Source organism: Bradyrhizobium sp. SZCCHNR3119, from assembly GCF_032487775.1.
GTDB lineage: Bacteria > Pseudomonadota > Alphaproteobacteria > Rhizobiales > Xanthobacteraceae > Bradyrhizobium.
Genome location: NZ_JAUEUV010000001.1, coordinates 3,658,594 through 3,684,678, shown reverse-complemented (window position 1 = coordinate 3,684,678; position 26,085 = coordinate 3,658,594). Strand labels below are relative to the sequence as shown.

24 protein-coding genes and 1 pseudogene are annotated in these 26,085 nt (G+C 62.8%); 9 read left to right on the top strand and 16 right to left on the bottom strand.

What is annotated here, in order from left to right; translation table 11 throughout:
* Positions 1 to 197: 197 nt before the first annotated feature.
* Positions 198 to 1,523 carry an FAD-binding oxidoreductase gene (locus QX034_RS17120; protein ID WP_315730301.1) on the bottom strand — a complete coding sequence of 442 codons (1,326 nt, stop codon included), beginning with the start codon at positions 1,521 to 1,523 and terminating at the stop codon, positions 198 to 200.
* A 240-nt stretch (positions 1,524 to 1,763) separates the two neighbouring features.
* Here QX034_RS17120 and QX034_RS17115 point away from each other — a divergent pair, with 240 nt between their 5' ends.
* Complete coding sequence (locus QX034_RS17115; RefSeq protein WP_315701405.1) at positions 1,764 to 2,240, top strand: Lrp/AsnC family transcriptional regulator; 477 nt, start codon at positions 1,764 to 1,766, stop codon at positions 2,238 to 2,240.
* 14 nt (positions 2,241 to 2,254) lie between these two features.
* Here QX034_RS17115 and QX034_RS17110 read toward each other — a convergent pair whose 3' ends face one another.
* From QX034_RS17110 to QX034_RS17080, 7 genes are all read right to left on the bottom strand, one after another.
* Positions 2,255 to 3,913 (bottom strand): ABC transporter ATP-binding protein, encoded by a 1,659-nt coding sequence (locus QX034_RS17110; protein ID WP_315730303.1) that lies wholly within the window; start codon positions 3,911 to 3,913, stop codon positions 2,255 to 2,257.
* A complete protein-coding gene (locus QX034_RS17105; RefSeq protein WP_315730305.1) occupies positions 3,914 to 4,768 on the bottom strand; it encodes an ABC transporter permease in 855 nt (284 codons plus the stop codon). It lies immediately after the preceding gene.
* Positions 4,765 to 5,715, bottom strand: a complete 951-nt coding sequence (locus QX034_RS17100; protein ID WP_316195633.1) for an ABC transporter permease — start codon at positions 5,713 to 5,715, stop codon at positions 4,765 to 4,767. The genes QX034_RS17105 and QX034_RS17100 overlap by 4 nt, the downstream gene beginning before the upstream one ends.
* 87 nt (positions 5,716 to 5,802) lie before the next feature.
* The gene (locus tag QX034_RS17095) at positions 5,803 to 7,410 is read right to left on the bottom strand and encodes an ABC transporter substrate-binding protein (RefSeq protein WP_315701409.1); all 1,608 of its coding nucleotides are present in this window, start codon (positions 7,408 to 7,410) and stop codon (positions 5,803 to 5,805) included.
* Between the two features lie 51 nt (positions 7,411 to 7,461).
* On the bottom strand, positions 7,462 to 8,181 hold the full coding sequence (locus tag QX034_RS17090) for an HAD-IA family hydrolase (RefSeq protein ID WP_315701410.1): 720 nt from the start codon (positions 8,179 to 8,181) through the stop codon (positions 7,462 to 7,464).
* Positions 8,182 to 8,340: 159 nt separating this feature from the next.
* Positions 8,341 to 9,717 (bottom strand): aspartate aminotransferase family protein, encoded by a 1,377-nt coding sequence (locus QX034_RS17085; RefSeq protein WP_315745400.1) that lies wholly within the window; start codon positions 9,715 to 9,717, stop codon positions 8,341 to 8,343.
* Positions 9,718 to 9,730: 13 nt separating this feature from the next.
* Positions 9,731 to 10,573: a GNAT family N-acetyltransferase gene (locus QX034_RS17080; protein WP_315745401.1), complete on the bottom strand. Its 843-nt coding sequence runs from the start codon at positions 10,571 to 10,573 to the stop codon at positions 9,731 to 9,733.
* A gap of 169 nt (positions 10,574 to 10,742) precedes the next feature.
* On the opposite strand from QX034_RS17080, the gene QX034_RS17075 reads away from it, so the two are divergent.
* Both QX034_RS17075 and QX034_RS17070 read left to right on the top strand, forming a co-directional pair.
* Complete coding sequence (locus QX034_RS17075; protein WP_315701413.1) at positions 10,743 to 11,411, top strand: haloacid dehalogenase type II; 669 nt, start codon at positions 10,743 to 10,745, stop codon at positions 11,409 to 11,411.
* 14 nt (positions 11,412 to 11,425) lie between these two features.
* Complete coding sequence (locus tag QX034_RS17070) at positions 11,426 to 12,700, top strand: FAD-binding oxidoreductase (protein ID WP_315701414.1); 1,275 nt, start codon at positions 11,426 to 11,428, stop codon at positions 12,698 to 12,700.
* A gap of 21 nt (positions 12,701 to 12,721) precedes the next feature.
* On the opposite strand, the gene QX034_RS17065 is transcribed toward QX034_RS17070, so the two are convergent.
* Positions 12,722 to 13,645 (bottom strand): glyoxylate/hydroxypyruvate reductase A, encoded by a 924-nt coding sequence (locus tag QX034_RS17065; protein WP_315701415.1) that lies wholly within the window; start codon positions 13,643 to 13,645, stop codon positions 12,722 to 12,724.
* Between the two features lie 229 nt (positions 13,646 to 13,874).
* On the opposite strand from QX034_RS17065, the gene QX034_RS17060 reads away from it, so the two are divergent.
* The 6 genes and pseudogenes from QX034_RS17060 to QX034_RS17030 all read left to right on the top strand — a co-directional run bounded on the left by QX034_RS17060 (position 13,875) and on the right by QX034_RS17030 (position 17,431).
* Entirely contained in the window at positions 13,875 to 14,768 is an 894-nt protein-coding gene (locus QX034_RS17060) for a GNAT family N-acetyltransferase (RefSeq protein WP_315701416.1), read from the top strand.
* A gap of 596 nt (positions 14,769 to 15,364) precedes the next feature.
* Positions 15,365 to 15,472: pseudogene (gene tnpA / locus QX034_RS34060) on the top strand (IS66 family insertion sequence element accessory protein TnpA); the annotation flags it as partial.
* A gap of 154 nt (positions 15,473 to 15,626) precedes the next feature.
* A complete protein-coding gene (gene tnpA / locus QX034_RS34055) occupies positions 15,627 to 16,043 on the top strand; it encodes an IS66 family insertion sequence element accessory protein TnpA (protein ID WP_409977528.1) in 417 nt (138 codons plus the stop codon).
* A 242-nt stretch (positions 16,044 to 16,285) separates the two neighbouring features.
* Complete coding sequence (gene tnpB / locus QX034_RS34050; protein ID WP_409997796.1) at positions 16,286 to 16,882, top strand: IS66 family insertion sequence element accessory protein TnpB; 597 nt, start codon at positions 16,286 to 16,288, stop codon at positions 16,880 to 16,882.
* Positions 16,883 to 16,910: 28 nt separating this feature from the next.
* Positions 16,911 to 17,243, top strand: a complete 333-nt coding sequence (locus QX034_RS17035) for a hypothetical protein (protein WP_315701418.1) — start codon at positions 16,911 to 16,913, stop codon at positions 17,241 to 17,243.
* Positions 17,240 to 17,431, top strand: coding sequence for a transposase (locus QX034_RS17030; RefSeq protein WP_315701419.1), 192 nt, complete (start codon positions 17,240 to 17,242; stop codon positions 17,429 to 17,431). The genes QX034_RS17035 and QX034_RS17030 overlap by 4 nt, the downstream gene beginning before the upstream one ends.
* A 153-nt stretch (positions 17,432 to 17,584) precedes the next feature.
* Here QX034_RS17030 and QX034_RS17025 read toward each other — a convergent pair whose 3' ends face one another.
* The 7 genes from QX034_RS17025 to QX034_RS16995 form a co-directional block, all read right to left on the bottom strand.
* Complete coding sequence (locus QX034_RS17025; RefSeq protein ID WP_315701420.1) at positions 17,585 to 18,256, bottom strand: XRE family transcriptional regulator; 672 nt, start codon at positions 18,254 to 18,256, stop codon at positions 17,585 to 17,587.
* Between the two features lie 82 nt (positions 18,257 to 18,338).
* The gene (locus tag QX034_RS17020) at positions 18,339 to 20,660 is read right to left on the bottom strand and encodes a N,N-dimethylformamidase beta subunit family domain-containing protein (RefSeq protein ID WP_315701421.1); all 2,322 of its coding nucleotides are present in this window, start codon (positions 20,658 to 20,660) and stop codon (positions 18,339 to 18,341) included.
* A 31-nt stretch (positions 20,661 to 20,691) separates the two neighbouring features.
* Complete coding sequence (locus QX034_RS17015) at positions 20,692 to 22,380, bottom strand: branched-chain amino acid ABC transporter permease (protein ID WP_315701422.1); 1,689 nt, start codon at positions 22,378 to 22,380, stop codon at positions 20,692 to 20,694.
* A gap of 2 nt (positions 22,381 to 22,382) precedes the next feature.
* Positions 22,383 to 23,282, bottom strand: a complete 900-nt coding sequence (locus QX034_RS17010; protein WP_315701423.1) for a branched-chain amino acid ABC transporter permease — start codon at positions 23,280 to 23,282, stop codon at positions 22,383 to 22,385.
* Position 23,283: 1 nt separating this feature from the next.
* Positions 23,284 to 24,009 carry an ABC transporter ATP-binding protein gene (locus QX034_RS17005; protein WP_315701424.1) on the bottom strand — a complete coding sequence of 242 codons (726 nt, stop codon included), beginning with the start codon at positions 24,007 to 24,009 and terminating at the stop codon, positions 23,284 to 23,286.
* A complete protein-coding gene (locus tag QX034_RS17000; RefSeq protein WP_315759780.1) occupies positions 24,002 to 24,784 on the bottom strand; it encodes an ABC transporter ATP-binding protein in 783 nt (260 codons plus the stop codon). The genes QX034_RS17005 and QX034_RS17000 overlap by 8 nt, the downstream gene beginning before the upstream one ends.
* The gene (locus QX034_RS16995; protein WP_315701426.1) at positions 24,772 to 26,061 is read right to left on the bottom strand and encodes an ABC transporter substrate-binding protein; all 1,290 of its coding nucleotides are present in this window, start codon (positions 26,059 to 26,061) and stop codon (positions 24,772 to 24,774) included. Before QX034_RS16995 ends, QX034_RS17000 begins: the two co-directional genes overlap by 13 nt.
* Between the last annotated feature and the right edge of the window lie 24 nt (positions 26,062 to 26,085).

Sequence of the window (26,085 nt, the reverse complement as noted above, 5' to 3'; positions counted from 1 at the left end):
AAAGCCAACAAGATCAGCGGATTAGCAATCCGTTTGGGGAGAAACGGCATCATTGTTCTGCAAAGCTCTTTAGGAGCATGACCCAAACGACCGAACGAACTCGGCCGCAGCCGAAAGGCCGTGGAAGTGCAAAGGGGAAATTGGCGAACCGTGCGGCCGTCACTTCGTCGGGGGCTCAAGTCCCTGTAAGGCGACCGTCAGAAGTCTGCGACCTTCTTGGACTCATGCCGCGCGAAACGCGCGGGCTCATAGGGCTTGGGATCGACGATCGGCGTTGCGCCGGTGACGAGATCGGCGATGAGATGGCCGGCGCCGGGGCCGATGCCGAAGCCGTGGCCGCTGAAGCCGGCCGCGACGATCAGGCCGGGCAGCGCGGCGAGCTCGCCGATGGCAGGCACTCCATCCGGCGTCGAATCGATATAGCTCGCCCAGGTCGCCGTGATCCGGCTCTGCTTCAACGCCGGGAGCAGCTCCACCGCGCGCCCATGGGTGAGGCGGATGGTCGCCTGGTCCGGCTTCGGATCGAGTATCCGGGTGTATTCCATGGGCGAGGGCTCATCGAGCCGCCAGCGGCCGAGCGTCTCGTGGCCGGAGCGCAGGCCTTCGAGGCCGCCGGGCAGCAGGCTGCGCCAGCGCTTGACGAACATCGGCAGGAACTGCGGCGCGAAGCGCAGCTGCTGCAAGGTCGGGTCGACGCGGCCGCGGCCGCTGATGGCAAGCGTATGGCCGCCATCGCCGCGCCGCGTGATCGAGACTGCGGCGGTGTGCAGCGCGGGCGGCAGCGGCTCCGCGGAGGGCGACAGCGCCAGCGCCGAGGAACGGATCGAGGCGATGGGCAGCGCGACGCCGAGCTGATGGCAGAACGACGCGGCCCAGGCGCCGGCCGAGAGCACGGCGATCTTTGTGCGGATGCTGCCGCGCTCGGTCACGACGGCCGACAGCCGGCCACCGCTGGTCTCGACGCCGCGCACAGCGCACATCTGATGCACGGTGCCGCCCTGCTTCAGGATGGCGCGCGCCACCGCGGGCGCTGCATCCGCGGGGCTGGCGGTGCCGTCGGTCGACGAGAACACGCCGCCCTTCCAGCTGCGCCCGGTGGCCGCGCCACGCTCGGTCGCCTGCCGGCTGTCGAGCATGTGCGTGGTGACGCCCGCGGTCTTGGCGAACTCGCCCCAGCGCGCCCAGCCGGCCAGCTCCGCCTCATCATTGCTGAGATAGAACAGGCCGCAGCGCGAGAAGCCGGTGGCCTCGCCGCTGTCGGCGGCGAAGCGCTCCCACAGATCGAGGCTCAAGGTCGCCATCGGCAGCTCACGTGCATCACGGTTCTGCTGCCGGCACCAGCCCCAGTTGCGGCTGGACTGTTCGGCGCCGATCCGGCCCTTCTCGATCAGGGCGACCGCAAGCCCGCGCCGCGCCAAGTTGTAGGCCGTGAAGACGCCGACGATACCGCCGCCGATGACGACGGCATCTGCATGCTCCGGCAGCGTGGGCGATGTTTCGACGTGCACCAGCGGTGCGGGCATGCGGTCTCTCCGGCTTTCTGCGGCGTCAGGTTAGAACGGCATCCGGCACCGCGGGGGCTGGATTTGGCAACCGAACGGCATATCATTCTGCGGGGCATCACACCCTCAGTGTATTGTTTTGCATCGCATAATTCGGACGATTGCGGCCCCATTCTTGCTTTACGGAAGTTCATTGACCCAATTGCAGAATTTTCTGCTGTAGTGGGAAAAGGACGCGTCGTCACACGGGACCCCGGCTGCATGAAGCTCGACCGCATCGACATCAAGATCCTGCACGAACTGCAGAAGAACGGCCGCGTCACCAATGTCGAGCTGGCCGAGCTGGTCAACCTGTCGCCGAGCCCCTGCCTGATGCGAGTGAAGAAGCTGCAGGCGGAGGGTTACATCGAGGGCTATTCGGCGCAGATCTGTGTCTCCAAGCTCGGCCAGACGCTGACCGTCTTCACCGAGGTCACCTTGAAGAACCACCGCCAGATCGACTTCGCCCGCTTTCTCGCGGCGGTTGATAAGATCGACCAGGTGATCGAGTGTCACCTTGTCTCGGGCGGCTACGATTACATGATGAAGTTCGTCACCGCGGGAATCGGCGAGTATCAGACTATCATGGAGCGGCTGACCGACATGGACATCGGCATCGAAAAGTATTTCAGCTTCGTCGTGCTGAAGTCGCCGATCGTGAAACCCTATCTGCCGCTGACCAGCCTGTTCCAGATTTAGGTGCGCGCTGCGCGTCAGCGCTGGCAGTAGGCGCGGACCTGCTCGGGATCCTGGCGCAGATTGTCGAGCCAGGCGGGATCGAGCTTCGGCACCGAGGACAGCAGCAGCTGCGTGTAGGGATGCTCGGGCCTTGCCATCGCCTCGGGCGTGATCTGCTCGATCTTGCGGCCGCGATACATGACGACGATGTCGTCGCAGATCGCTTCCACCACCGACAGATCGTGACTGATGAAGACGTAAGCAAGATCGAGCTCGCGCTGCAGCTCTTTCAGGAGATCGATGATCGCGGCGGCGACAACGGTATCGAGCGCCGAGGTGATCTCGTCGCAGACGATCAGCTTCGGGTCCGCCGCCAGCGCGCGGGCCAAGTTGACGCGCTGCTTCTGTCCGCCCGAGAGCTCGGCCGGACGGCGCAGCCGCAAGCTCCGCGGCAGCTTCACCATGTCGAGCAGCTGGTCGATCCGGGCGTTGCGCTGTTTGCGCGCCAAGCCGTGGTAGAAGGTCAGCGGGCGGCCGAGAATGTCCTCGACGGTCTGCGCCGGATTGAGCGCCGTATCGGCATGCTGGAACACGATCTGCAGCTCGCGCAGCTGGTCCACACTGCGGTTGCGCGCGCTCCGCCCCAGTTCGCGCCCATCGAACACGACGCCGCCCGCGAATGGCGGCAGGATGCCGGCGATGGCGCGGGCGAGTGTCGACTTGCCGCAGCCGGATTCGCCGATGATGCCGAGATTGCGCCCGCGCGCCACGCGCAGGCTGACGTTGTCGACCGCCACGATCGCCGGCCTGCCGTCCGAGCGCGGCGGGCCATAGCCGACCGACACCTCATGGACGTCGAGCAGCGCCTCGACCGCGGTGGGCTCGGACACCTCAGCCCGCGGCGCATGACGCGGCGTCACAGCTGCGAGCAACTGCTGCGTATAGGGATGCTGCGCATGCTCGAGAATATCGGCGGTCGTGCCGGATTCCTGCACCTCGCCGTTCCTCAACACCACGATCCGGTCGGCGATCTGGGCCACCACCGCGAGATCGTGCGACACGTAGATGCCGGCGATCCGATGCGCGGAGATCACCGACTTGAAGGCGCGCAGCACCTCGACCTGGGTGGTGACGTCGAGCGCCGTGGTCGGCTCGTCGAAGATCAACAGCTTGGGATTCGCGATCAGCGCCGTCGCCGCGGCGAGCCGCTGCAGCTGGCCGCCGGACACCTGATGCGGATAGCGATCGCCGATCGTGTCGGGGTTGGGCAGCGACAGCGCGCGGAACAGCGCCACCGCCTTGGTGCGGGCCTCGTCCAGCGGCATCACGCCATGGATACGCACGACCTCGATCACCTGGTCCATGATGCGGATCGCCGGATTGAACGCCGCGGCGGCGCTCTGCGGCACATAGGCGATCTTGGCGCCGCGCACGGCCGCCCTGTCCTTCTCGGGCAGCGCCACCATGTCGACGCCATCGACCACGACCGTGCCGCCAACGATCTTGCAGCCGGCGCGCGCATAGCCCATCAAGGTCATGGCGATCGTAGTCTTGCCGGAGCCGCTCTCGCCGATCAGCGCGACGATCTCGCCTTCGGCGATTTCGAGATCGACGCCCTTGATGATCTCGATCATGCGGCCGGAATCGGTGGTCGCCTCGACCCGAAGACCGCGGATCTGCACGAGGCTCGTCATCTAGGATGGCTCCCGGTCGCGGATCTTGGTCGGCAGATTGTCGACCAGGAGATTGACGGCGATGGTCAAGCTCGCGATTGCCAGCGATGGAAAGATCACCGCCGGCGCGGCATAGGGCAGCCCGCCGATGTTCTCGCGCACCAGCGCGCCCCAATCCGCATAGGGCGGCTTGACGCCGAGGCCGAGGAAAGACAGCCCCGACAGCAGCAGCACGATGAAGACGAAGCGCAAGCCGAGATCGACCAGCACGGGACCGATGATGTTGGGCAGGATCTCCGCACGGATCAGATACAACAGGCTCTCGCCGCGGATGCGGGCCACCACGACGAAGTCCATTGTGTTGATGTTGACGGCCAGCGCGCGGGCGAAGCGGAAGGCGCCGGGAATGTAGATCACCGCCATGGTGACGATGAGAACCGGAATCGACGAGCCCACGGCGGCGACGACGACAAGGCTCAACAGCTTGTTCGGGATCGAGTTGAGCGCGTCGAGAAAGCGGCTCAGCACCATGTCGACGGCACCGCCGGTAATCGCTGCGATCATGCCGAGCGTTACGCCCGACACGCCGGCGATGATGACCGACGCCACGGAAATGCCGAGCGTATAGCGCGCACCCATCAGGATGCGCGAGGCCATGTCGCGGCCGAGATAGTCGGAGCCCAGCCACAGCTCGCGGCTCATGGGACCAAAATAGTCGGTATCGACGATGTCGCCGATCGGATGCGGAATGATCGTTGGCGCAGCGAGCGCCACCACGATCCAGAACAGCACTATCAGCGCCCCAGCCACGCCGACCGCATTGATGCGGTAGCCAAATCGCGGGTTTCGCGGGGTGGATCTCGCGGCACTCGTCATCGCAGCCTCGGATTGGACAGGATGGCTATGATGTCGGCCGTCGTGGTCAAGAGGAGGTAGCCGAAGCAGAAGATGATGGCGCAGCTCTGGATCAGCGGCAGATCTCGGGTGGACACCGCATCGACCATCAACTTGGCAATGCCGGGATAGTTGAAGACGGTCTCGACGATGATGACCCCGCCCAGGAGATAGGACAATGACAGCGCCACCGCATTCACGATCGGGCCGAGCGCATTCGGCAGCGCGTGGCGCAGCACGAGCCTGCCGCGCGAGGCGCCCTTCAGCAGCGCCATCTCGACATAGGGCGTGTTCAGAGTCTCGATGACAGCCGCCCGGCTCATCCGGATCATCTGCGCCGAGATCACGATGGTGAGCGTGACGACGGGCATCGCATAGGCGCGCGCGAAATCATAGGCGGTACGGATCTCGCTGGTGAAGGACACCGCCGGCAGCCAGTTGAGATAAACCGCAAACAGCAGCACGGCGAGGGTCGCGATCATGAACTCCGGAACCGAGACGACGCCGATGATCGCGATGGTGAGGCAGCGATCATATAACGTGTCGCGCAGCATCGCCGCGGTGATGCCGAGCGTCAGTGCGAGCGGCACCGAGATCACAGCGGTGAGGCCGGCAAGCTTGAGGGTATTGACGAGCCGTCCTGATATCAGCTTCGCGACCGGCATGTTGTTGGCATAGGAGATACCGAGATCGCCTCGCACCACGCCGGCGAGCCAGCGCAGGAAGCGGAAGATCGCGGGATCGTCGAGATGCATCGCCTTGCGCAGGCCTTCGACCGCTTCCGGAGTCGCGGCCTGGCCGAGCAGGATGGTCGCGGTGTCGCCCGGCAGCATGGCGGTGGCGAAGAACACGGCGAACGAAACAATGATCGCTGTGACCAGCGCGATGGCCAACCGGGCAAGGACGAGTGAGGCGATCCGATGTTTCACACTGGGCGTCCGCGAGCCTGATCAGAGAGAGAGTTCGTCGCAAGGGCGCCGGCCTCAACGACCGGCGCCCCGCATCTCAGACCACATTCACGAATCGAGCCAGACATATTCGGCGAAGGCATATCCCATCATGCCGCCGAGCGGGCTCGGCTCCAAGCCCTTCAGCCTGGACGAGGTGGCATCGATGTTGGAGATATAGGCCGGAACGATGGTGCCCGCCTCCTCCGCGATCATCACCTGCATCTCGGCATACATCTGCTTGCGCTTGGCCTGGTCGAGCAGGCCGCGCGCCTCGAGCATCATCTTGTCGAACTTCTCCGACTTGTAGCGGCTCTCGTTCCAGGGCGCTTCCGAGGCATAGAGCAGCGAGAACAGGATGTCCGGGGTCGGGCGCGGATTGATGTTGCCGAAATGGACCGGCGCCTTCAGCCAGTAATTGTCCCAATAGCCGTCGGACGGGACGCGCTGCACGTCGAGCGTCAGGCCGATCGCCGCGGCCGAGGCCTGGATCACCATCGCCATCTCGATCGCGGAGTTCGCGGCTTCCGATGCCACGACCGGGATCGACGAGCCGAGCACGCCGGCCTTCTGGAACAGAGACTTTGCCTTCTCGGGATCGAACGGCTTCGGCTTCAGGTCGGGATTGTGGAAGAAGTTCGCCGGGGAGACCGGCTGGTCGTTGCCGACGACGCCGAAGCCGCGCAGCACCGATTTGACGATCTGCTCGCGGTTGACGAGGTGCTTCATGCCATCGATGAAGTCCTTCTTGTTGCCCGGCGCCATGTCGAGCCGCATGTTGAGGTCGGTGTAGTTGCCCGTCGTCGATTTCGACAGAGCAATCCCCTCCTTGCCCTCGATGAGCCGGAGCGAGCGCGGGTTGATGCTGGCCGCGAGCTGAATGTCGCCGGAGAGCAGCGCGTTCACGCGCGCGTTCTCTTCGGTGATCGCAATGAACTCGATCTGGTCTAGGTAAGGCCCGTCCTTGAAATAGTTTTTGTTGCGCACGCCGATGGAGCGCACGCCGGGCTCGAACGCCTCGGGGACGAAGGCGCCGGTGCCGTTGCCCTTGGAGAAGTCGGTGGTGCCGTCAGCCACGATCATGAAGTGATGCAGCGCCAGGATCATCGGCAGGTCGGCGTTCGGGCTCGCCAGGGTGATCTCGACGGTGGACTTGTCGACAGCCTTGAACCCGGTCATCTGCGCCGCGATCTTGGCCACCTTGGAGCCGGTCGCCTTGTCGAGGTGCCGCTTCAGCGAGAACACGACGTCGTCAGCCGTCAGCGGCTTGCCGTCGTGGAAGGTGACGCCCTTCTTGAGCTTGATGGTCCAGGTTTGCGCATCCGTCGACTCCACAGAATCCGCAAGCTCCATCTGCGCCGCGCCGTTCTGGTCGAGCGTGGTCAGCCGATTGTAGAACGAGCAACAGCGGACATAGTCGGTCGAGAACGACGCCTTGGCCGGATCGAGCGTGTCGGCGGTCGAGGTCGACCATCCCGCCGCCTTGATCGAGCCACCCTTCTTCGGCGCTGCCGCGTACGCGCGCTCGGCGCGGCCTAGGATGGTGCTGCCGGCGGCGAGCGCGACGCCGTTGGCAAACATCATCTTCAAAAGATCCCGACGCGATGCACCACGCCGGATCGCCGCTTCGATCAGCCCATCGTCGCTCGGAGCCCAGTTGGTGATCGTGTCGCTCATGTCAACCTTCCCCTGTTTGCGATCCGGCAGAATGAAGTTGTCAGCAGCTCATCATGTCGCTGGCACGTGGTCCACCGCGTCGGCCAGCTCGGCCATGGAGTGGAAATGGAAATCAGGCTTCGTGAAAGACGCGGGCTCGATGGTGCCGCCGTAGCCCTGCTTGTCGTGGCGCCGCTCGATCCAGCAATTGGTGATGCCGAGTTGTCGGGAGATGCCAATGTCATGATACTGGCTCTGCGCGACATGCAGGATCTGCGACGTGTTGCCACCGTCGCGTGCGACGAAATCGAACACATGGGTGAAGAAGGCGGGATCCGGCTTCTCCGTTCCGGTGTCGTCGACCGTGAAGGCCGCGTAGAACGGGGAGCCCAGCTCGCGCTCGAAATGATCCAGCGCCCAGCGCCGCGCATTGGTCATCGCGATCAGTCTGTAGCGCTTGGCGAGTCGGGCCATGGCCGCGGCGCTATCGGGAAACGCCTTCCAGCGCGCGGCGGAATCCCGGAAGCGCTCGCCGAACGCGGTCTGCCTGGGCAGGCCGAGTTGCGGCGCAATGACGTCATAGACCCGCACGAGGTCATCCGGGAAACGATCGGCATCGGCGGCGTAGCGTGCAGCGCGGTACAGGCTGAGCGCTTGCTCTCCATCGATGACCTTGTTCGATTCCGCGGCGATCTCGGCGAGGCTGGTGACGATCCCGCCTTCGAAGTCGATCAGCGTGCCGACCACGTCGAAGGTCAGATACCTGAATTGGGCGAGATCCATCGTGTTCATCCTGGCGTAAGGTGTCTCTTAGATGACGGTCCTAGTGTGGAGCCGGGTTCCGGCGAAAACTTCCGAATTGTGGGGACCCGACGGCACAAAATTGCGAATAGGAGCAGGCGCCGACATATCGGCGTTGCTGCACACGCGACGATCTGCCCGTGCCCGCTTTCACGCCATCGCCTGGCGGACGTCCGGGTCGGCCAGGGTCTGGTCGAGCGTTCGGGCAGTCCGCTCGATGATGGCATCGATATCGGAATCGCTGCAGCACAGCGGCGGCGCGTAGCCGAGCACCCCGGTGGGGAACGCACGAATGACGAGCCCATTGGCCCAGGCGCGATCGAAGATGCGGCGCGACGGCTCGACGCCGGCCGGCAGCGGCGTCTTCTTCTCCTTGTCGACCACGAGTTCGATGGCGGCCAGGAGGCCGCGGCCGCGGACCTCGCCGACCAGCGGATGATCCTGCAGCGCGCGCAGGCCTGCCATCAGCCGTGCGCCGGCGCGCCTTCCGTTCTCCAGCAGACCGTTCTCGTAGAGATCGAGCACGGCAAGGCCGACGGCTGCGCTCACCGGATGCGCCGAATAGGTATAGCCGTGCCCCACAGCCGAGGCCCCTGCCCCGTCGGCGATCACGTCATAGACGTGATCGGACATCAGCACCGCCCCCATCGGGACGTAGCCCGAGGTGAGGCCCTTGGCCACGGTCATGAAGTCCGGGACGATCTTGTCGTCGGTGCAGGCGAACAGCGGTCCGGTGCGGCCAAAGCCGGTGATCACCTCGTCGGCGACGAACAGGATGCCGTGCTGCCGGCAGCGCTCGCGCATCGCCTTCATCCAGCCGTCGGGCGGCACCAGCACGCCGCCGGAGCCCTGGATCGGCTCAGCGTAGAACGCCGCCACCCGCTCCTCGCCGCCGACCTCGGCGATCTTGGTTTCGAGCGCGGCAAGCGATGCCGCGATGATCGCATCGGCATCGCTGCCGACCGGATTGCGGTACGCATAATGCGAGGGGATCTTGTGCTGCCAGTTGAGCGGCACGCCGAAATTGGCGTGGAAGGCCGGCAGCGCCGTCAGTCCAGCACCGACCGTCGAGGAACCGTGGTAGCCCTGCTGCAGGGTGATGAACTGGTCGCGCTGCGGCTGACCCTTCACGTGCCAATAGTAATGGATGAAGCGCACCGTGCTGTCGACGGCGTCCGAGCCGCCGAGCGTGAAGTAGACGTGGTTGAGGTCGCCGGGCGCGCGCTCGGCGAGCGCCGCCGCGAGCCGGATGGCGGGCTCCGAGGCAAGGCTGAAATAGCCGGTGGCGTAAGGCAATTCGCGCATCTGCCGAGCAGCCGCCTCGACGATGCTCTCATGACCATAGCCGGCATTGACGCACCACAGCCCGGCGAAGCCGTCGACCAGCTGATGCCCGGAGGCGTCCGTGACGATCGCGCCCTTGGCCGAGGCCAGGACGCGCGCGCCCGACGCCTCGTGTCCGCGATACGACGTGACCGGATGCACTAGATGCGCGCGGTCGAGTTCGATGAGCGAGTTGCTGAGCATGATGATCTCCGGTTCAGCCGAACGCCTGGCTGGCCAAGGCAAATGATGTCGGGGATGGCTGAGCCCTGTCCTGTGCGGCGGGTCGGTGCATGACGATGCCGCCGCCGACATGGCCGAGGCCGAGGCTGCTCAGCCACGGCGTGAGGCCGCTCTCGATGCCGGTGTCGACACGGATGAATTCGCCCTCGCGACCAGCGAGAAAATGCGCGACCAGCGCCTTCGCGTCGTCGAGATCGGACGCGACCACAGGGCCGATCACGAGCCCTCGGCCGAAGCGGCGCAGCACCGCGAAGCCGGTCAATTGGCCCTGTCGCTCAAGCACCGCGAACTCGCCGACCGACGCAATATGGGCGATCAGATCGCTGCGGTCCGCGCCGAACGCCGTAGCGTCGAGGGCGGTCATGGCGGAGACGTCCTCCGGCGGGGCTGCGCGCACGGCGTCGGTCCGCGCCACCGCCTGCGCAAGGTGCCCCTGATGCTGCACGATCTCACCCGTCCGGTGGAAGCCGAGCTTCTCATAGAGAGGCAGGCCGTCCTCGGTCGCGACGAGCTGCAGCCGGCGATCGCCCGCGAGCGTCATCGCCTGCTGCATCAGGCGCCGTCCGAGCCCCTTCCCCCGCTCCGCCTCATCGACGATGACCATGTTGATGGTGCCTGCGTCGGTGCCGTAGGGGGTCATCAGCACAGTGCCGATCACGCGACCATCCGCGGCGATGGCGACGCAGCCTTTGCTGAGCGCAAGCGCCATCTGCCAGTCCTCGCGACGATGCGGCCAGCGCGCCTGCTGCGACAGCCGCGTCGCGGCATCCAGGTGATCCCCGCTGAAAGCGACAAAGCTCGCGGCGTCGGACGTCATGTCATGCACTCCCATTTCCGTGGGAGTCTGGGCGAGCGGGACCCAGCAGATCGGCTGAAGGCGGTGACGCCCACAACATCTTCCGCCGCAGAACCGGGGCAAAGCCGCATCTTATGCTGGCGCGTCGGCCTATCATCGGCGGCCGAGACCATGACCGGCATGAGGATCCATGAGCCGCTTTCGCCCGAAATATGTGACCTTCGACTGCTACGGCACGCTGATCAATTTCGAGATGGCCGAAGCCGCGCGCGATCTCTACAGCGCAACGCTCTCCGAGCCGGCGATGAACGAGTTCGTGAAGGTCTTCTCGGCCTACCGCCTCGACGAAATCCTCGGCGCGTGGAAGCCCTATGCCGAGGTGGTCAGCAACGCGCTGGCGCGCAGCTGCCGCAAGATCGGCATCCCCTTCAAGCCCGAGGACGGCGAGATGGTGTATCAGCGCGTGCCGACCTGGGGTCCGCATCCCGACGTGCCGTCGGGCCTTGCCAAGGTGGCCAAGGAAATCCCGCTAGTCATTCTCTCCAACGCCATGAATGCGCAGATCCCCTCGAATGTCGCCAAGCTCGGCGCGCCGTTCCATGCCGTATTCACGGCCGAAGAGGCGCAGGCCTACAAGCCGCGGATGCGCGCCTTCGAATACATGTTCGACATGCTTGGCTGCGGCCCGGAGGATATCACGCACTGCTCGTCATCGTTCCGCTACGATTTGATGACGGCGCATGATCTCGGCATCAAGAGCAAGGTGTGGGTCAACCGCGGTCACGAGCCGGCCAATCCGTATTACGGCTACACCGAGATCAAGGGCGTCTCCGAGCTGCCCGGCGTGTTAGGTCTCTAAGCAGAGTGCCCGCGATGAAATATGTCTCCTACTGGCGCGACACTGCGACCGGTTTTGCCGGCGGCCACACCGGGCCCGTGGAGGGGCACTACGACGTCGCGGTGATCGGCGGCGGCTTCACCGGACTTGGCGCGGCGCTGCAGCTCGCCAAGGCCGGCGCCAAGGTCATAGTGCTCGAGGCAGATCAGGTCGGCTCGGGCGCGTCGGGACGCAATGGCGGCCATCTCAACAACGGCCTGGCGCATAGTTATCCGGCGGCGAAGGCCGAGCTCGGCGCCGAGCGCGCCATCGCCCTCTACAAGGCGTTCGACGATTCGATCGACACGCTGGAGCGCCTGATCGCGGAAGAGAACATTGCCTGCGATTTCCGCCGCTCCGGCAAGCTCAAGCTGGCCTCCAAGCCCGCTCATTTCGATGCGATCGCGAGCAACTTCGAAGCGATCCATCGCGAGGTCGACCCGGACACCGCGCTGCTCTCGCCGGCTGACCTGACGTCCGAGATCGGCTCGCCCTTTCATGGCGGCATGCTGTTCAAGAAGAGCGGCATGATGCATATGGGCCGCTTTGTAGCGGGCCTCGCCACGGCCGCAAGCCGCCGCGGCGCTGTCATCGTCGAGCAGGCGGCCGTGACCGAGCAGATGCAGCAGGCCAAGAGCTTCCGCCTGACCACGGCCAAGGGAACGGTGCGCGCCGAGCAGGTGCTGCTCGCCACCGGCGCCTACACGCCATCGACATTCAGCTATTTCCGCCGCCGCATAATCGCCGTCGGCAGCTTCATCATCGCGACGCGGCCGTTGACGGAGGCAGAAGCGGCATCCGTGCTTCCGGGCAACCGCACCTATGTCAACTCGATGAACATCGGCAACTACTTCCGACTGTCGCCGGATAACCGCCTGATCTTCGGCGGCCGCGCGCGCTTCTCGGCGACATCCGATCAGCAATCGGACGCCAAGAGCGGCGCGATCCTGCGCGCGGCGATGGAGCGGATGTTCCCGCAGCTTGCCGGCATCGACATCGACTATTGCTGGGGCGGCCTCGTCGACATGACCGCCGACCGCTATCCGCGCGCCGGCCGCGAGGGCGGGCTGTGGTACGCGATGGGCTATTCGGGCCATGGCGCACAGCTCTCGACTCATCTCGGCATGATCGTGGCCGATGCGATGCTCGGCCGGCCCGACCGCAACCCGATGAAGGAGGCCGACTGGCCGGTCGTGCCAGGTCATTTCGGCAAGCCCTGGTTCCTGCCGTTCGTCGGCGCGTACTACAAGACCATGGATTGGATCCGCTGAGCCGTGGCGGCGCGCCGGCCCTCAGTAGCCGCGGCTGCGGTCGACGAGACCGACCGGATCGAGCCCGGCGCGATGCCGCTTGATGTTCTCGGCCACAGCAAGCGCGGCCGACTCAGGCTGCGTGACGCTGGCCACATGCGGCGTGATCAGCACGCGCGGATGCCGCCACAGCGGATGCTCGGCCGGCAGCGGCTCGGGATCGGTCACGTCCAGCACCGCCCCCGCGAGGTGCCCGCTGTCGAGCGTGGCGAGCAGCGCCGCCTGGTCGAGCTGCGGGCCACGGCCGGTCTGCACGAGGGCGGCCCCTCGCGGCAGCTTGGCGAACAGCTCAGCGTTCAGCAGGCCGCGTGTCTCGTCCGTCAGAGGCAGCAGGCAGATCAGGATATCCGTCGTCTCCAGCAGCCGGTCGAGACCGTCGGCGCCATGGTGCGTGGTCACACCGTCGATCGTGCGCGGACTGCGGCTCCAGCCGGACAAAGGAAAGCCGAACGGTTCCAGCCGCTCCAACACCGCCTGCCCGAGCATGCCCAAGCCCAGCACGCCGATGCGCCGCTCTCGCGCCTGAGGCTGCGGTACGGCGCGCCACAGCTGCTGTCGCTGCTGATCGACATAGGCCGGCCAGTTCCGATGCAGCGTCAACACGGCCAGCGTGACGTATTCCTGCATCATCCGGACGATGCCGTCCTCCACCATGCGGACGATCTTGACCCCTGCAGGGACCGAGGCGGCGTTGAACTGGTCGATGCCGGCGCCGATCGAGAACAGGATCTCGAGATTGCGATAGACGGCAAGATCCGGCGGCACCAGCCAAGCGATCATGTAGCGGACGGCCGCGGCATCGATCTTGGCCGGATCGATCGCGAACGGCAGGTCAGGGAGTTCGCGCGCAAGCACCTCGCGAAAGATGGCGCCACGCTTGGCATCGGATTTGAACAGGAACGTCATACGATCATCCCAGCGGCCGACCGGGCTCACCGCCCCCATTTCCGGCCTGCATCGATCATAGACGACGTGGTCTGTATTCCCTGCTGAAGACAGGGCAGGATTGAGAAGAATGTTGCGAAGTTCGATCGCAGACGCGTCAATATGCCGGCGTGACGGCAGCATGGTCGCTGTCCACCTCATCGAGGCAGGGTGACGCGTGGCCGGCGGGACGAGGACAGGGAAAGCAGACATGGAAGACCCGGGCGTCGAGTCGCGCATCGTCGACGTGTTCGAGATGCAACTCGCCGATATCGGCAGCGTCGACCTTGGGCAGTTGCTCGCCTTGTCGATCGCCGTCCAGTGGCCGCATCGGGCGGAGGATTGGGAATTCATGCGCGGCATCGGACGCGGAGTCGTGGCGCTCGATGAGATCGGTCGCGTCTTGGGGGCTGCGATGTGGTTTCCCTACAGCGATGGCTTTGCTGCGGTCGGGATGGTCATCACCTCGCCGCGGCTTCAGGCCCTCGGCACCGGGCAATGGCTGATGAAGCGCGTGATGGCCGAGTGCGGCGATCGCGTGCTACGGCTCAACGCGACGCGTGCGGCCTATCGCCTCTACCGATCGCTCGATTTCAAACGCGAACAGACGCTGTTTCAGTGTCAGGGCGAGGCGATCGACCCCGGCACAGCGGTCGCCGGAACGGGCGACATCCACGAGCTGACCGGGTCGGAGCTGCCGGCCCTGATCGAGCTCGACGCGTCCGCCTATGGCGTCCAGCGAAGCGAGCTCATGACGGCGCTGTTGGCCCAGTCGCGCAGCTTCGGCCTGTTTCGAGCGGGACAACTCGCGGCGTTCGCGCTGTGCCGGCGGTTTGGACGCGGGCATGTCGTCGGGCCGGTGGTCGCGTCCTGCGACAGCGACGCCATCGCGGTGGTCGCGCCGCACGTCGCGGCTCATGCCGGCCAATTCCTCAGGCTCGATACCCATCAGACCGGAGAGTTTCGCGACTTTCTAGCCCGAGCGGGGCTTGATCTGTTTGATGCCGTCACAACCATGTCGCTGCGCAACGACGTGAAGGGTGCACACCCGCGTGGCCACGACCGGCCGACGAGCTACGGCGTCGTCAGTCAGGCCTTCGGCTAGCCCCTGCGTCCTGGATCAGAGCCCGCTCGCGTCCATGCGAATCCTGGATACGGTCCTGGTCGACCGCCGAGCCGACATGCCAAGATGAGGAAAATGACAGGTGGGAGATCGTTGGTCGCAGGGAAAGCGGATCCCTTAGGGCCCCGCCGTGAGTCTTTATACGCAGATCCCTTTTGGACCCGCGGAGCCGCAGGTCCCTTTCGACCCCGCGATTTCGTTCTGGCCGCGTCGGCGGAACGCATCGGCCCAGGCTCAGAGATACGACGGCGCGACACGATTGATCGGTCAACTCGCACGCCGAGTCGCAGATCCTGCACTCGTCGCGTGGCTCAACCGAGTTCTTCGCCAGAGTTCGCTACACTACGATCAGTGCCGAAGTCGCCTTTGACTTTGCTGACAAAAAACTCGGTAGCGGCACTCACCTCGACCGAACGGCACGGTTGAACCCAAGCCATGTCAATGGCTTGGCATTCAACCGGCGAGCCACTTTTATCTTGCTCGGAAACGCCGCCTTGTAACCGTCCGGTCTCTGCACACCTTCCCCCTCGTGTGTTGTCGTTCCATTTCGGGTTCTCTGCTGCTGTGGAGAATCTCCGGTGGGATCCAAACATTTCGAGAACAGAGCGCGCCGCGAATGGTGGTCGCTGCACATCGAAGCGTGGCGTCGCAGCGGTCTCGGGATCCGCAAATACTGCCAGCAACAACGTCTCACCGAGAACACGTTGCGGCGTTGGCTGAAGCGGCTGGCCGGCAACGAGACTGCGCTTAAGCTCGAGAAATATCAGACGGAATTGCGCCGCGAGCGCGCCCGGGGACGAGCGAGAAAAGGCGCTCCGAAAGCAGAAGCAGCGCAGGTTCATGGTCACCTCGGATGTGCGCAATCGGGCGTCTCAAGCGTTCTGGGCGATGCATGTCGAGGCGCTGAACTGGAGCGGGATGGAGCTCCGCGCCTATGCCGCGGCCATGCAGCTGTCGCCGCATTCGCTGCGCAAATGGCGCGACCGATTGGCGGCCGGCGAGGTCACGATCGACTGGCGCGCCCATCTTCATCCCTCCGCCCGTCCGGCCGTTAGCACTAGTGCTAGGAACTCACAGCCCGAACGCCGCTTGACAGCCGCCGAAATCGGCGATCCAGCCGCGCCCAAAACGCCGGCCCGACGCTTCTTCAGCGACGAGGAGAAGCTCGCGATCGCCAGGGAGACTGAGATGCCGGGCGCCAAAGTCTCTGCCGTCGCCCGCAAGCATGGGATCGTCACCGGGCTGCTGTTCCGCTAGCGCGCGCAGTTCGGCATCGCGTAAAAGAAGCGATCCAAGCTCGCCCGTGTTGTGCTGCCGGACGACATGCCCGCAGCGCGCGTTCTGCGCAATCTCGTGCGTCCACCGGAGGGCATGATGGCCGTCGACCTTCCTGACAGACAGCGTGTCTTCGCTCCCGCCGGCAGCGATCCGGATGCGGTGCGGGCGCAGATCGAAAGCGGAGAGACAGCATCATGATGTTCGTTCCAGCGGGCGTGAAGGTGCACCTGGCGCTCGGCTACACCGACATGCGCAAAGGCATGGATGGGCTCGCAATGCTGGTGCAGGACGCGCTGAAGAAGGATCCGTTCTCCGGTCATCTGTTTGCCTTCCGCGGCAAGAAGGCATCGATCCTGAAGGTCCTGTTCTGGGACGGGAACGGGCTTTGTCTGTTCACTAAACGTATCGATCAGGGCGGCTTCGTGTGGCCGGTGATGGCGGGCTATGATGGCTCGATCACGCTCACGCCGGCGCAGCTCGCGATGCTGATCGAAGGCATCGACTGGCGCGCGCCAGAGCGTATCTGGAAGCCCGCGATTGCAGGATCATCTGCAAAAACCAGTGCTGAACTGAGTTGCGATTCTTCTACGAATCAGCGTGTTCGAGTACCATCGGACATGCAGCACGATCTCACTAATCTCCCCTCCGATCCTGAGCTTCTGCAGCGCCTGGTGCGCGACACTGCCGCTGCGATCGGCCATCGCGACACCGAGATCGAGCGTCTCAAGTCCATCATCAAACAGCTGCAGCGAATGCAGTTCGGCCGTAGTTCCGAGCGCATCGATCCCGACCAGCTTGCACTCGTCTTGAGGACCTGAGAAGCGCAAGAACGATACCCATGCCAGCGTGACCGATCCTGACAGCCGGCTGTATCGGAAGTCCCGAGGCAAGGAAGCCAGGCTCTGCTACATGTGCCAATTCATCATGGAAAACAGGAACGGCTTGGCGATCGACGGGCGGGTGACCCATGCGACGGTAACGGCCGAAAGAAACGCGCCCGAAGTCATGCTCAAGGCGAAAGCCAAGACGTCTGGAGGCCGCATGACCGTGGGCGAGGACAAGGCCTATGACAGAGCCGAGCACGTCGCCAAGCTGCGGGAGATGAACATCACGTCGCACGTCGCCAGTACAACAACGGCAATCCCAAAGGACGCCAGAGCGCCATCGATGGGCGAATGACCCGGCACGCCGGCTACGGCATGTCTCAAACATGCCGAGCCATGGTCGAATGCATCTTCGGCTGGGGCAAGCAGCACGGAACCATTCGCAAGACCAAGCACCGAGGCCGCGACCGCGTGCTTGGCGACTTCCTCCTCAACCTGATCGACTACAACCTCGTCCGAATACCCAAGCTGATTGCCGCATAAGGCCGCCTCTCGGAGCGGAGATCATCGCTCCAACGGCGAAATCTCGTACAGAACCTCACATCACCGAAAATCCGTCGGGGTTCGGCCGCTTCTTCAGCAGACTGCTAGAGCCCCAGGAGAGCGATAAACGTGCATCTCCTGCTAGGCTGCCCGCTATTCCGCATAGACGATGATCGTGATGAACTGAATCCGGTCGTCGAGTAGCTTCTCCGGCCCGTGTAGAACATTGCCGGAGAAGGTGAATGCATCACCGGGCCCTATGAGAAAGGTCTTATCGCCAAAGCGGTATTCCATGCGCCCACTCAGCATGTAGATGAACTCCGTTCCTGCATGCTGAAAGCGCGGGTAGCTCTCGCTTTCCTTATCCATATCGATCAGGAACGGCTCAAAGATCTTGCGCGGACCCCTGTTGTACGACAGTAACTTGTACGTATGACCATGCTTCGTTCCCGAGCGAACCACCTCCATCTGATCACCGGCCTTTATCAGCTGCGCACTTCCGCTGCTCTGTTCGACTTCGCGGAAAAGCGTTGATAGATCCGTCCCGAGCGCGGTGCAGATTCGTTCCAACAAAGGGAGACTGACCGAGGATTGTCCATTTTCAAAACGGCTGATCATCGGAACGGAGATGTTTGCCGCAGATGCAAGCTCAGTCAGCTTTAGTCCCCGCTCAAGCCGGCCACGTCGGATGGCTGCCCCCATGCGTTCATCAATCGGCGCTTTGGCGATCGTCTCCTCCGCGGGAGGCATGGCTACTTTAGCCGATTTGACCGAGGTCTTCTTTTCGTTCTGACGCCTGTGGGCCGCTCGGCTTGCTTTTTTCAATTTCTTTGTCCTTAACGGTTGCGGATCTCGGTAGCCCTCGGCCAGCCGAGGGGCACGAGATAAGAAAACGGTCCCCTTCGCTTTATCTCCACTGCTTCTCCTCGCTGATCCAGCGAGAACCCGGCAAGGGGCCAGGCTTGAGAAATGCATCGACGACATTGCCGAGAAGTCGAGACACATTGTTGTCGAAGTTTCGCGCCGGCAACGCCTGACCGAATGCAATCGAGCCTCCGCAGAACACTGCCCCGTCATTTGGGGCGTTGAAGAACGTTATGTCGCCGCGGATCCTGTAATCCTGGCTACCAGCAAGGCCAGGATACGGATATAGAATTTCCTCGATAGACAGCATGTAGTTGTCGCTGTGACCGCCCGAAGAAGCCAAGATCTTGGTGTGAGGCGGCGTTCCCAGCGTCAAATCGTAGCGATCGAGCTCAAGGCCGGCAGCGCCGCCGTAGGCAAGCCCTTCCTCCCCGATCAGCTCACCCTCGATTCCTTCCATAATCCAGGAAACCTGGCGATGGTAGCTGTCCGGCATCCGTCGATACGGACGGCTGGTTTCGAAACCTTCGGCGATAAAGCCGATACCCACCAGCTTTTGCGGGGGCCGCCCCAAATTCTTCCACAGTCCGCTCTTCTGGCCAGTTGTCGCCAGATAGTGCTCACCAGGTCGGGCATTCCACGCTCTCATGCCCGCATCGAGCTTGCGCACCTCCATGGTCCAGGGTTCGTCCTCACGAAAGGCAACGTTCCAATAGTAGCCATTACCTCCCATGTAGATGTATCGGCCACCGCCGGCGATGTAGTCCTCGGTGCCGTCCAGCATCCTCTCCGAATAGTATTCCGGATGCGTCCCCGTCAGCACACAACTGTACGGCTTGAGTGCGTCTACACCTTCGACGTGAAGATCCTCGTCCGTCAGGACCTCGTAATCGTACCCCTTTTGCTCAAGCCAACCCACGATGGACAAGTCCGCCGGGAACGCCCACGGCACGCCCATACTCGACATCCGATGTTTCGGCCGCATATTGACGATCGGCCGGCGATAGGAACTGTAGCAAACACCGCTGCCGTCGGCCCAACAGTCGTAAGTCGAGAGACCGAAATCAGGATTCTTGTACATCTCGACATCGACTTCCGAAATGATGGGCGGCTGCCCCGTCATCGGTTGAATGATTTCGGCATCAAAGCTGAGGTGCTCGTTCGCATAGGCGAGATAGGTCGCGGTCGGCACCAGAAATGCAATCTTCGCCTTAGGCTGCTTCGGCCGAACGTAGAAGACAATATATTCCTCACCTAATCCCGCGCCATCCCCTGCACGCAGGCGCATCGCATAGATGCCCGAGCGCAAGCTTTCTGGCAGCCTGACCGTCCTGGTCGGCTTCCATTTGCAGTCAATCATCGCATCGTGATGAAGCTCGATGCCGCCATATTCACGGGGAGCCAATCGGAAGCAGTCGTTTCGGCCCTTCCAGTTCCAGCCTGTCTGAGCACGCACGGGGCGATTGTAGCCCTCGGCGTGCAGCTTGTTGGGCCCGATGTCGATTACCGCATCGCCGATGCCGGCGTCCGTGTATCCTTCCGTCGTATCCCAATAAGCGACCAGTCCATCGCTCGTCGGGAGTTCTCCTTTCGAAAGCCGCTCGAGCTCGGCGCGACCGAGAGCGCGATCATAAATGCCGGGCCTGTCGATCTTGCCGGAAAAATTCTGAGATACGAATGGTCCGCGCAACTCATGGAAGTCACGAGATCCGCCTATCAAGAAAGGGGTTTCCTCGAGATTCTTCTGCTTGAATCGAAACGTCTCGGTCACGTGCGAACGATAATCGATCGGCACCACGCCCCCGAGCAGGCCGTTGTACCGGTTGGTCACGGACTCCTGGTGAATGGTAGCCTTGCCCGTCTTTGCATCGAAGGTGGCCGCAACAAAGTACCAAGTCTTCTTCATCAAGGGGATTTCTGTCTTGACGTAGTCAACCTCGTCGCCGCGCCCGACCCAAAATTCAAGATGGCCCTCGTGATTGATGCCGAGACAAAATCCGGCGCTTTTGTCGTTGCTCCATCGGCCGATGAGGCACTGGCGGCGTCCGTCTCCAGGAAGCCCCGGGAAGATGAAGCCGAAAAGGGTCATGCTTCCTTCAAGCACGAGCTTCCGCTGGGGATCCTCGACCGCAAGGAAGGAGCCGAGCTGGGTAAACTGCTTCTCGACGCGCCAGCGGCCATTTCCCTCGCAAGCCACTTCCTGCTCAATGAAGCCGGGCCCCAAGGGGTTTTCATCGCCGTGCACGAGCCTGACAAGCTGAGCGTCGGCGGCGGCAGCACCATCCGCACTCACATGGAATGTAATAGCTTCTCCCGGTTTGACTGAAATCCGGTCCGTGTAACCAAACAGCTTGATCTGAGCCATGCGCCTGTCTGCCGCCTTGCGAGTTGATTGATCAGGATTCCAAGAGATCCTGGACGCGTCGCATGAATACGCCGTGATAAGCGTCGTCTTGCGAGGGATAGAGCTTGTCCTCGACCACCCGGGGTGGAACGCCCCGATGACCTGAAAGCGCGACGATCCGGTAGGCTTTGAACGGCTGCACGACCTGAATGGCGTACTTGTCCGGAAGCGGCTGGCGTCGGAAGTAAAGCAGGAGACGCTCGAGCGCTTCGCTGTGCTGCCCGAGAGGATTGCGCTTGTGCTCCTCGATCAGCTCGGGAGAAACCAGGGACTTCAGATAGTCTCGCTGCATCTTGTCGTAGCGGCGCCAATAGACCAGGTCCTTGTTGCTCGTTTCGGTCGCTTCTTCCGGTAACATTTCTCCTCCTTTCTCTGCTCGCGCAGAGCGACGCTCGCTCTTCTTCTTGTCTCTCCAGGCCCGGAACTGCTGCTTGATGCCGAACAACCCGTTCCGGAGGTACAAGACGACGAGCAACATGATGATGCCGATGGCGAAAAGCCTGAGAGGTCCCCAGCTGATCAACACCTTGTCGAGAAAGACCACGATCGCGGTGCCGACAACCGCGCCCTCAGCTCTTCCGATGCCGCCAATGACCAGCATCGCCAAGCCCAACAAAACCGTGTCGAAGCTGAAGATCGAGAATCCCACGCCTCGATAGTGGGCGGCATAGAATCCGCCGATGAACCCGAGGGCAATCGAGGAGATAACGAACACCTGAATGCGGGCGCGACGAAAATCAACTCCGGTGGCCTCCGCAAAAGCTTCCCGCTTTTCAGGAGCCATGCGCAGAATTCGGCCCAGCCGCCGCCCGTCGACCATGCGATAGAGCAGCAACGCGCCGCACATCAGCGCCAGCGCCGCGTAGTACCCCAGCATCGATTGGTCGAGCGGAGACCAAGATTTCGGAGCGTAGGCGTCCGCGCCATAGAGGCCACCTGTCGCCGAGCCGAATATCTTCGACTGCACGAAATACACTCGGCACAACTCATTCAGTCCGAGGGTCAAGAGTGCGTAGTAGAAGCCGTCCAGGCGGGTGGCTGGTATGGCAATCACGATTCCAAACGCGAGTCCGATTACGCTGCCGATTATCGGCAGAACCCACCAGGGGAGCCCGATGGAGATCGACAGCCACGTCGTGATGAATGCCGCGACCCCTACAACCGCATAAGTCGCAAGCGAAAAGATGCTGGCCGTGCCGAGCACGAGCATCCAGCACAGGTTGATTGCCGCATAAATTCCGAAGAACGCGCCGGCCGCAAGAAGCGTATTGAGCTGGGACGCCGGAAACACAAACGGGGCGAGCGCTAGCGCCAGCAGGCCAAGAACCCACCAGATTGGACGCTTGTCGACGATCGTCTTTTCGCGGCGGAGCGTCTTCGGGTTATATTCTCCACGCACGTGAAGAACGCGGCGGCGCGTGGGCCAGTAGCGGAGCTTGGTCCAAAGTTTTTCGCCGTGACCGGGCCATTTGTAATAGTACCGAAGTCGGCCGACCGGCAGCAACCGCACACCCGATTCGCGGGTCTGCGTCCAAATCTCCGTCGGATCCTTGTAAGGGATCGTCGGCACCTCGGGCTCGGCACCCGCGCCACCCCAAGCCGTCAAAGGATTGCGCCAGACTCGCGCGCCGTCTTCGGATGCTTCAGTCATGGTCGCCGTGTTCGGAACGGGATTGAGCATCGTTAGGCCTCCCGCGCCTTATCGAGGAGCCCAGCGATTCCGCGTGGACGAACCAGAATGATCAGGATGATGAGAAGGAATTGGGTCATCAGCACGTATTGGCCACCGAGCGCCACGGACGTCATGGCCTCGTTGAGCCCCAGGAGTAGGGCAGCGATCACCGCGCCCGGCACGCTTCCGAGCCCACCGCACAGGGCGATACTGACGCCCTTGACCATCGGGGTGAGGCCATTGAACGGCTGAATGTAATAGGTCTGAGACAGAAGAACTGCCGAGAGGCCCGCCAAACCGCCGGTGATCGCCATCACGTAGAAGCTGGTGCGCCGCACGCCGATGCCGACGATCGCCGCGGCGTGGGGATTCATCATCATTGCACGGATTTCAAGACCTCGCCTACTCGAACGCATCCATGTCAGGACGATCAGCAACATCGCGATCGAGACGACGACGTTACCGATCTTGTCGGCCGTCAGAACCAGCCCGAACAGAGACAGCTTGCTCGTGCCGAAAATCTCCGGAAGACTCTTCGACCGCGGGCCGAACCACCAGAGCAGCAGCTGAGTTCCCATCAAGCTGATCGCCAAGGTCGCGATCATGCCGCGAATCGTGAAGTTCGGCTTGTCGTGAACTGGAATAAACGCCAGGGCACACACCAGAACTCCGCCCAGCGCGCCCGTCGCAATTCCGGCAAGCATGATGATTAGGCCATGCAGCGCGTCCGGCATCAGGGCCGCCACATATTGATGGGTCAGCCAGGCGCCATAGCCGGACAAGGCAAAGATGAACCCGTAGGCGAGATTCAACAGGCCCAGGCTCGACCAAGTGATCGACAGCCCGATGGCGAGAGTGCCGTAGATGCAGGCCAGCACAATCGCATTAGATATGACATACGGCCAGTTCATCCTAGAGATCCCGATTGCTGTTCAGGGTCAGCGCGGCTGAGGCGCCACCCTTGAGCTTGCCGACGTGCATTCCGATCACGCGATCCACGCGTCCTTCCAACAAGGCTATGTTCTGCTCCGCGATGACCATCGCTGAATCGCGGAGCTCAATGCTCATCAATGCATCGAGAACGCCCTTGCCGATCTTCGGGGCAAGTCCAAGGGAGGGCTCGTCGACCAGGAACAGCGACGCTTCGGCCATCAAGCCCCGACCGATCGAGACCATCCGCCGCTCACCGCCTGAAAGACGGCCGACCGGCACATGACTCAATTTCCGCAGTGGCGGAAAGACATCGTAGATTCGCTGCTTGCGCGTGGCCCGCTCCTTCCAGGAGCGTGGCGTGAATGCCCCCGAATCGAGGTGCTCCTCGACCGTAAGGCCATGGAAGATTTCATCGCCCTGAGGAATCAGGGCCAACCCTTGCCTCACGATCTGGTGCGTATAACGGCCCGGCCCTTGGCTGCGGGTGCGCCCGATCTGCTTTCCGTTCAGGAAGATCGAACCACGCTGCCAGCCTGTCAAACCTGCGATCGCATAGAACAGCGTGGTCTTGCCATGGCCGTTCAGCCCAACCAGTCCGATCCGCTCGCCGGCCCTTACGATGAAATCCAGGTCATGGATCACCCGCAGCGGCCCCCACCCCGCTGACAGCCCCTGTACGGAGAGAATTTCGCGCGCTTCAGCCATCGAGCGCCCCTTCTTCGACCTTCTCGAAATATGCCGCGTGTACTCTCGGATCGGCCAGAATATCGGCAAGCGATCCCTCAGAGATGACCTCACCCGCGTCCATCACCATGACCCGGTCGGCGATCGTCTCGAGCAATTCGATGCGGTGCTCGACGATGATGATCGCGACATTCATCTCCTTCGACAGCATCCTGATCAGATGATCGATCTCGTCGACCTCCGAATTGATCAGACCTGCGGCAGGCTCGTCCATGAGCAGCAAGGCAGGACGACGCATCAAGAGGCACGCAAGCAGAAGCTTGCGTCTGTTGAGCGTTTCCAGCGAACTCGTCGGCTCTTCCGCATCGACGTCGAGGCCAACCAGCTCGGCGCCGTATTCGGCGTCGAAACGGGTCAGATAGGGCTTGTAGGCCTGTCGCGCGGCCTTGAATGTCTGTCCGACCGTCAATTCGTCCGGAACCACCGGCGTCTGGTAAGTCCGCCCAATCCCAAGGCGGGCCCTTGCATGAAGCGGCAGGGCAGTCACATCCGAACCGCGGAAGCGTACCGATCCGGACTTCGGCTTCAATCGGCCAGACAGAACCTCGAACAGGCTTGTCTTGCCGGCGCCATTGGGCCCGATGATTCCCAGCACTTCACCAGGACGGACGCTCAGGCTGATCCTCTTGAGGATCTCCCGTCCGCCCAGATCGAGAGAGATGTTCTCTCCCGCAAAAAGGGCGGGCGCTCGACGCATCTCGACGTCGAGCTTTGGTATGTTCACTACGTCCACCATGGCGCGGGCTGCAGTTGAGATTCCGAGATCTCGTTCGGAAACACGATTTTGTGCTGCCCACTCTGGACCTGGACGTACAGCTGGCTCATGCCTTTCTCCAGCTCCAGCGCCGAGATCGGATTGCCGTCGTCTGGGAAATGGGCGGCTTCCTGATAGTCGTTGTTCAGATTCATATAGCCGCAAACGCCGCGATACGGATGCTGCCGGATCCAGTCGCAGACCGCCTTGAAATCCTCGGGTTTGCCGACGGCTTCCCAGGCTAGCTTCAGCCAATGCGCGATATCATAGCCGTTACCGGTGTAGACGAGCCCCATCGTTCCCGGAAATCTCGCTTGGTACTTCTTGCGGAATCCCTTTCCTCGTTCGTCTGCGTACACGCCCAACACGGTCGACCAGCAGAATCCGTTTGCCGAGGCCCCGGCGAGTTCGAGAAATTCCGGCTGAGACGGTCCATACTGGAGATAGACGAGTGAGTTTTTCACCGGATCTGCCGCGAACTGCTTACAGAAAGCTGCATACTCCGCAGCCACCCAATGGTCGATCATGATGGCCCCGGCGTCGACCTCCTTCAGCTTCTGAATGACCGGCGACCAGTCCTGCACGGGAAACTGGATGTCGGTCACGGCCGCCACTTCGAATTTGCCGCGCTTCTTGATCGCCTCTTGCGCCGCCTTGGAGATGGTCTGGCAATACGCTACCTGCTCCTGGACGATGTGAACCTTGCGATTCTTCGGCTTCCAGACGCCACGTTTTTCCTCGTGCTCGAGCCAAAGAGGATAGGTGTGGCCGTAGTGGACCTCGGACGGGTCGGTTTGGAAAACGTGGCTGTATTTCTTCGAGTTGGACTTGAACGCTTCGGTTGCCGCTCGCTGCGTATTGCCTTGCAGATACGGGCATCCATACTTGGCGGACTCATCCATTGCCGGGATCGGAGCAAACACGAACGCGTTCGAGATCGCATGGACTTTCGCATCAGCACATGCTGCGATCGCCTGCTGGCAGCTCTCGGGCGACAGCTTATCGACGTCAGTGACAAACAGCTTCAGAGGACGTCCCAAAATGCCGCCGGCGGCGTTGATCTCCTCCATCGCTAGCGTCGTGCCGTTGAGGTGATCAAGATCGTCGGCAACGCCGGCCGCCGCCGTCTGCGACGTTGGTACACCCAGCAGAATGGGCTCTCCTTTTGGCGCTGCACCCGCCCTGGATATCCAGGGCATCGCGACGGCGGCACCGATGCCCGTAACGACACTGCGTCTCGTCAACTCCAATTTGGTCATTACTCCCCCTCCTCAACGAAGCGT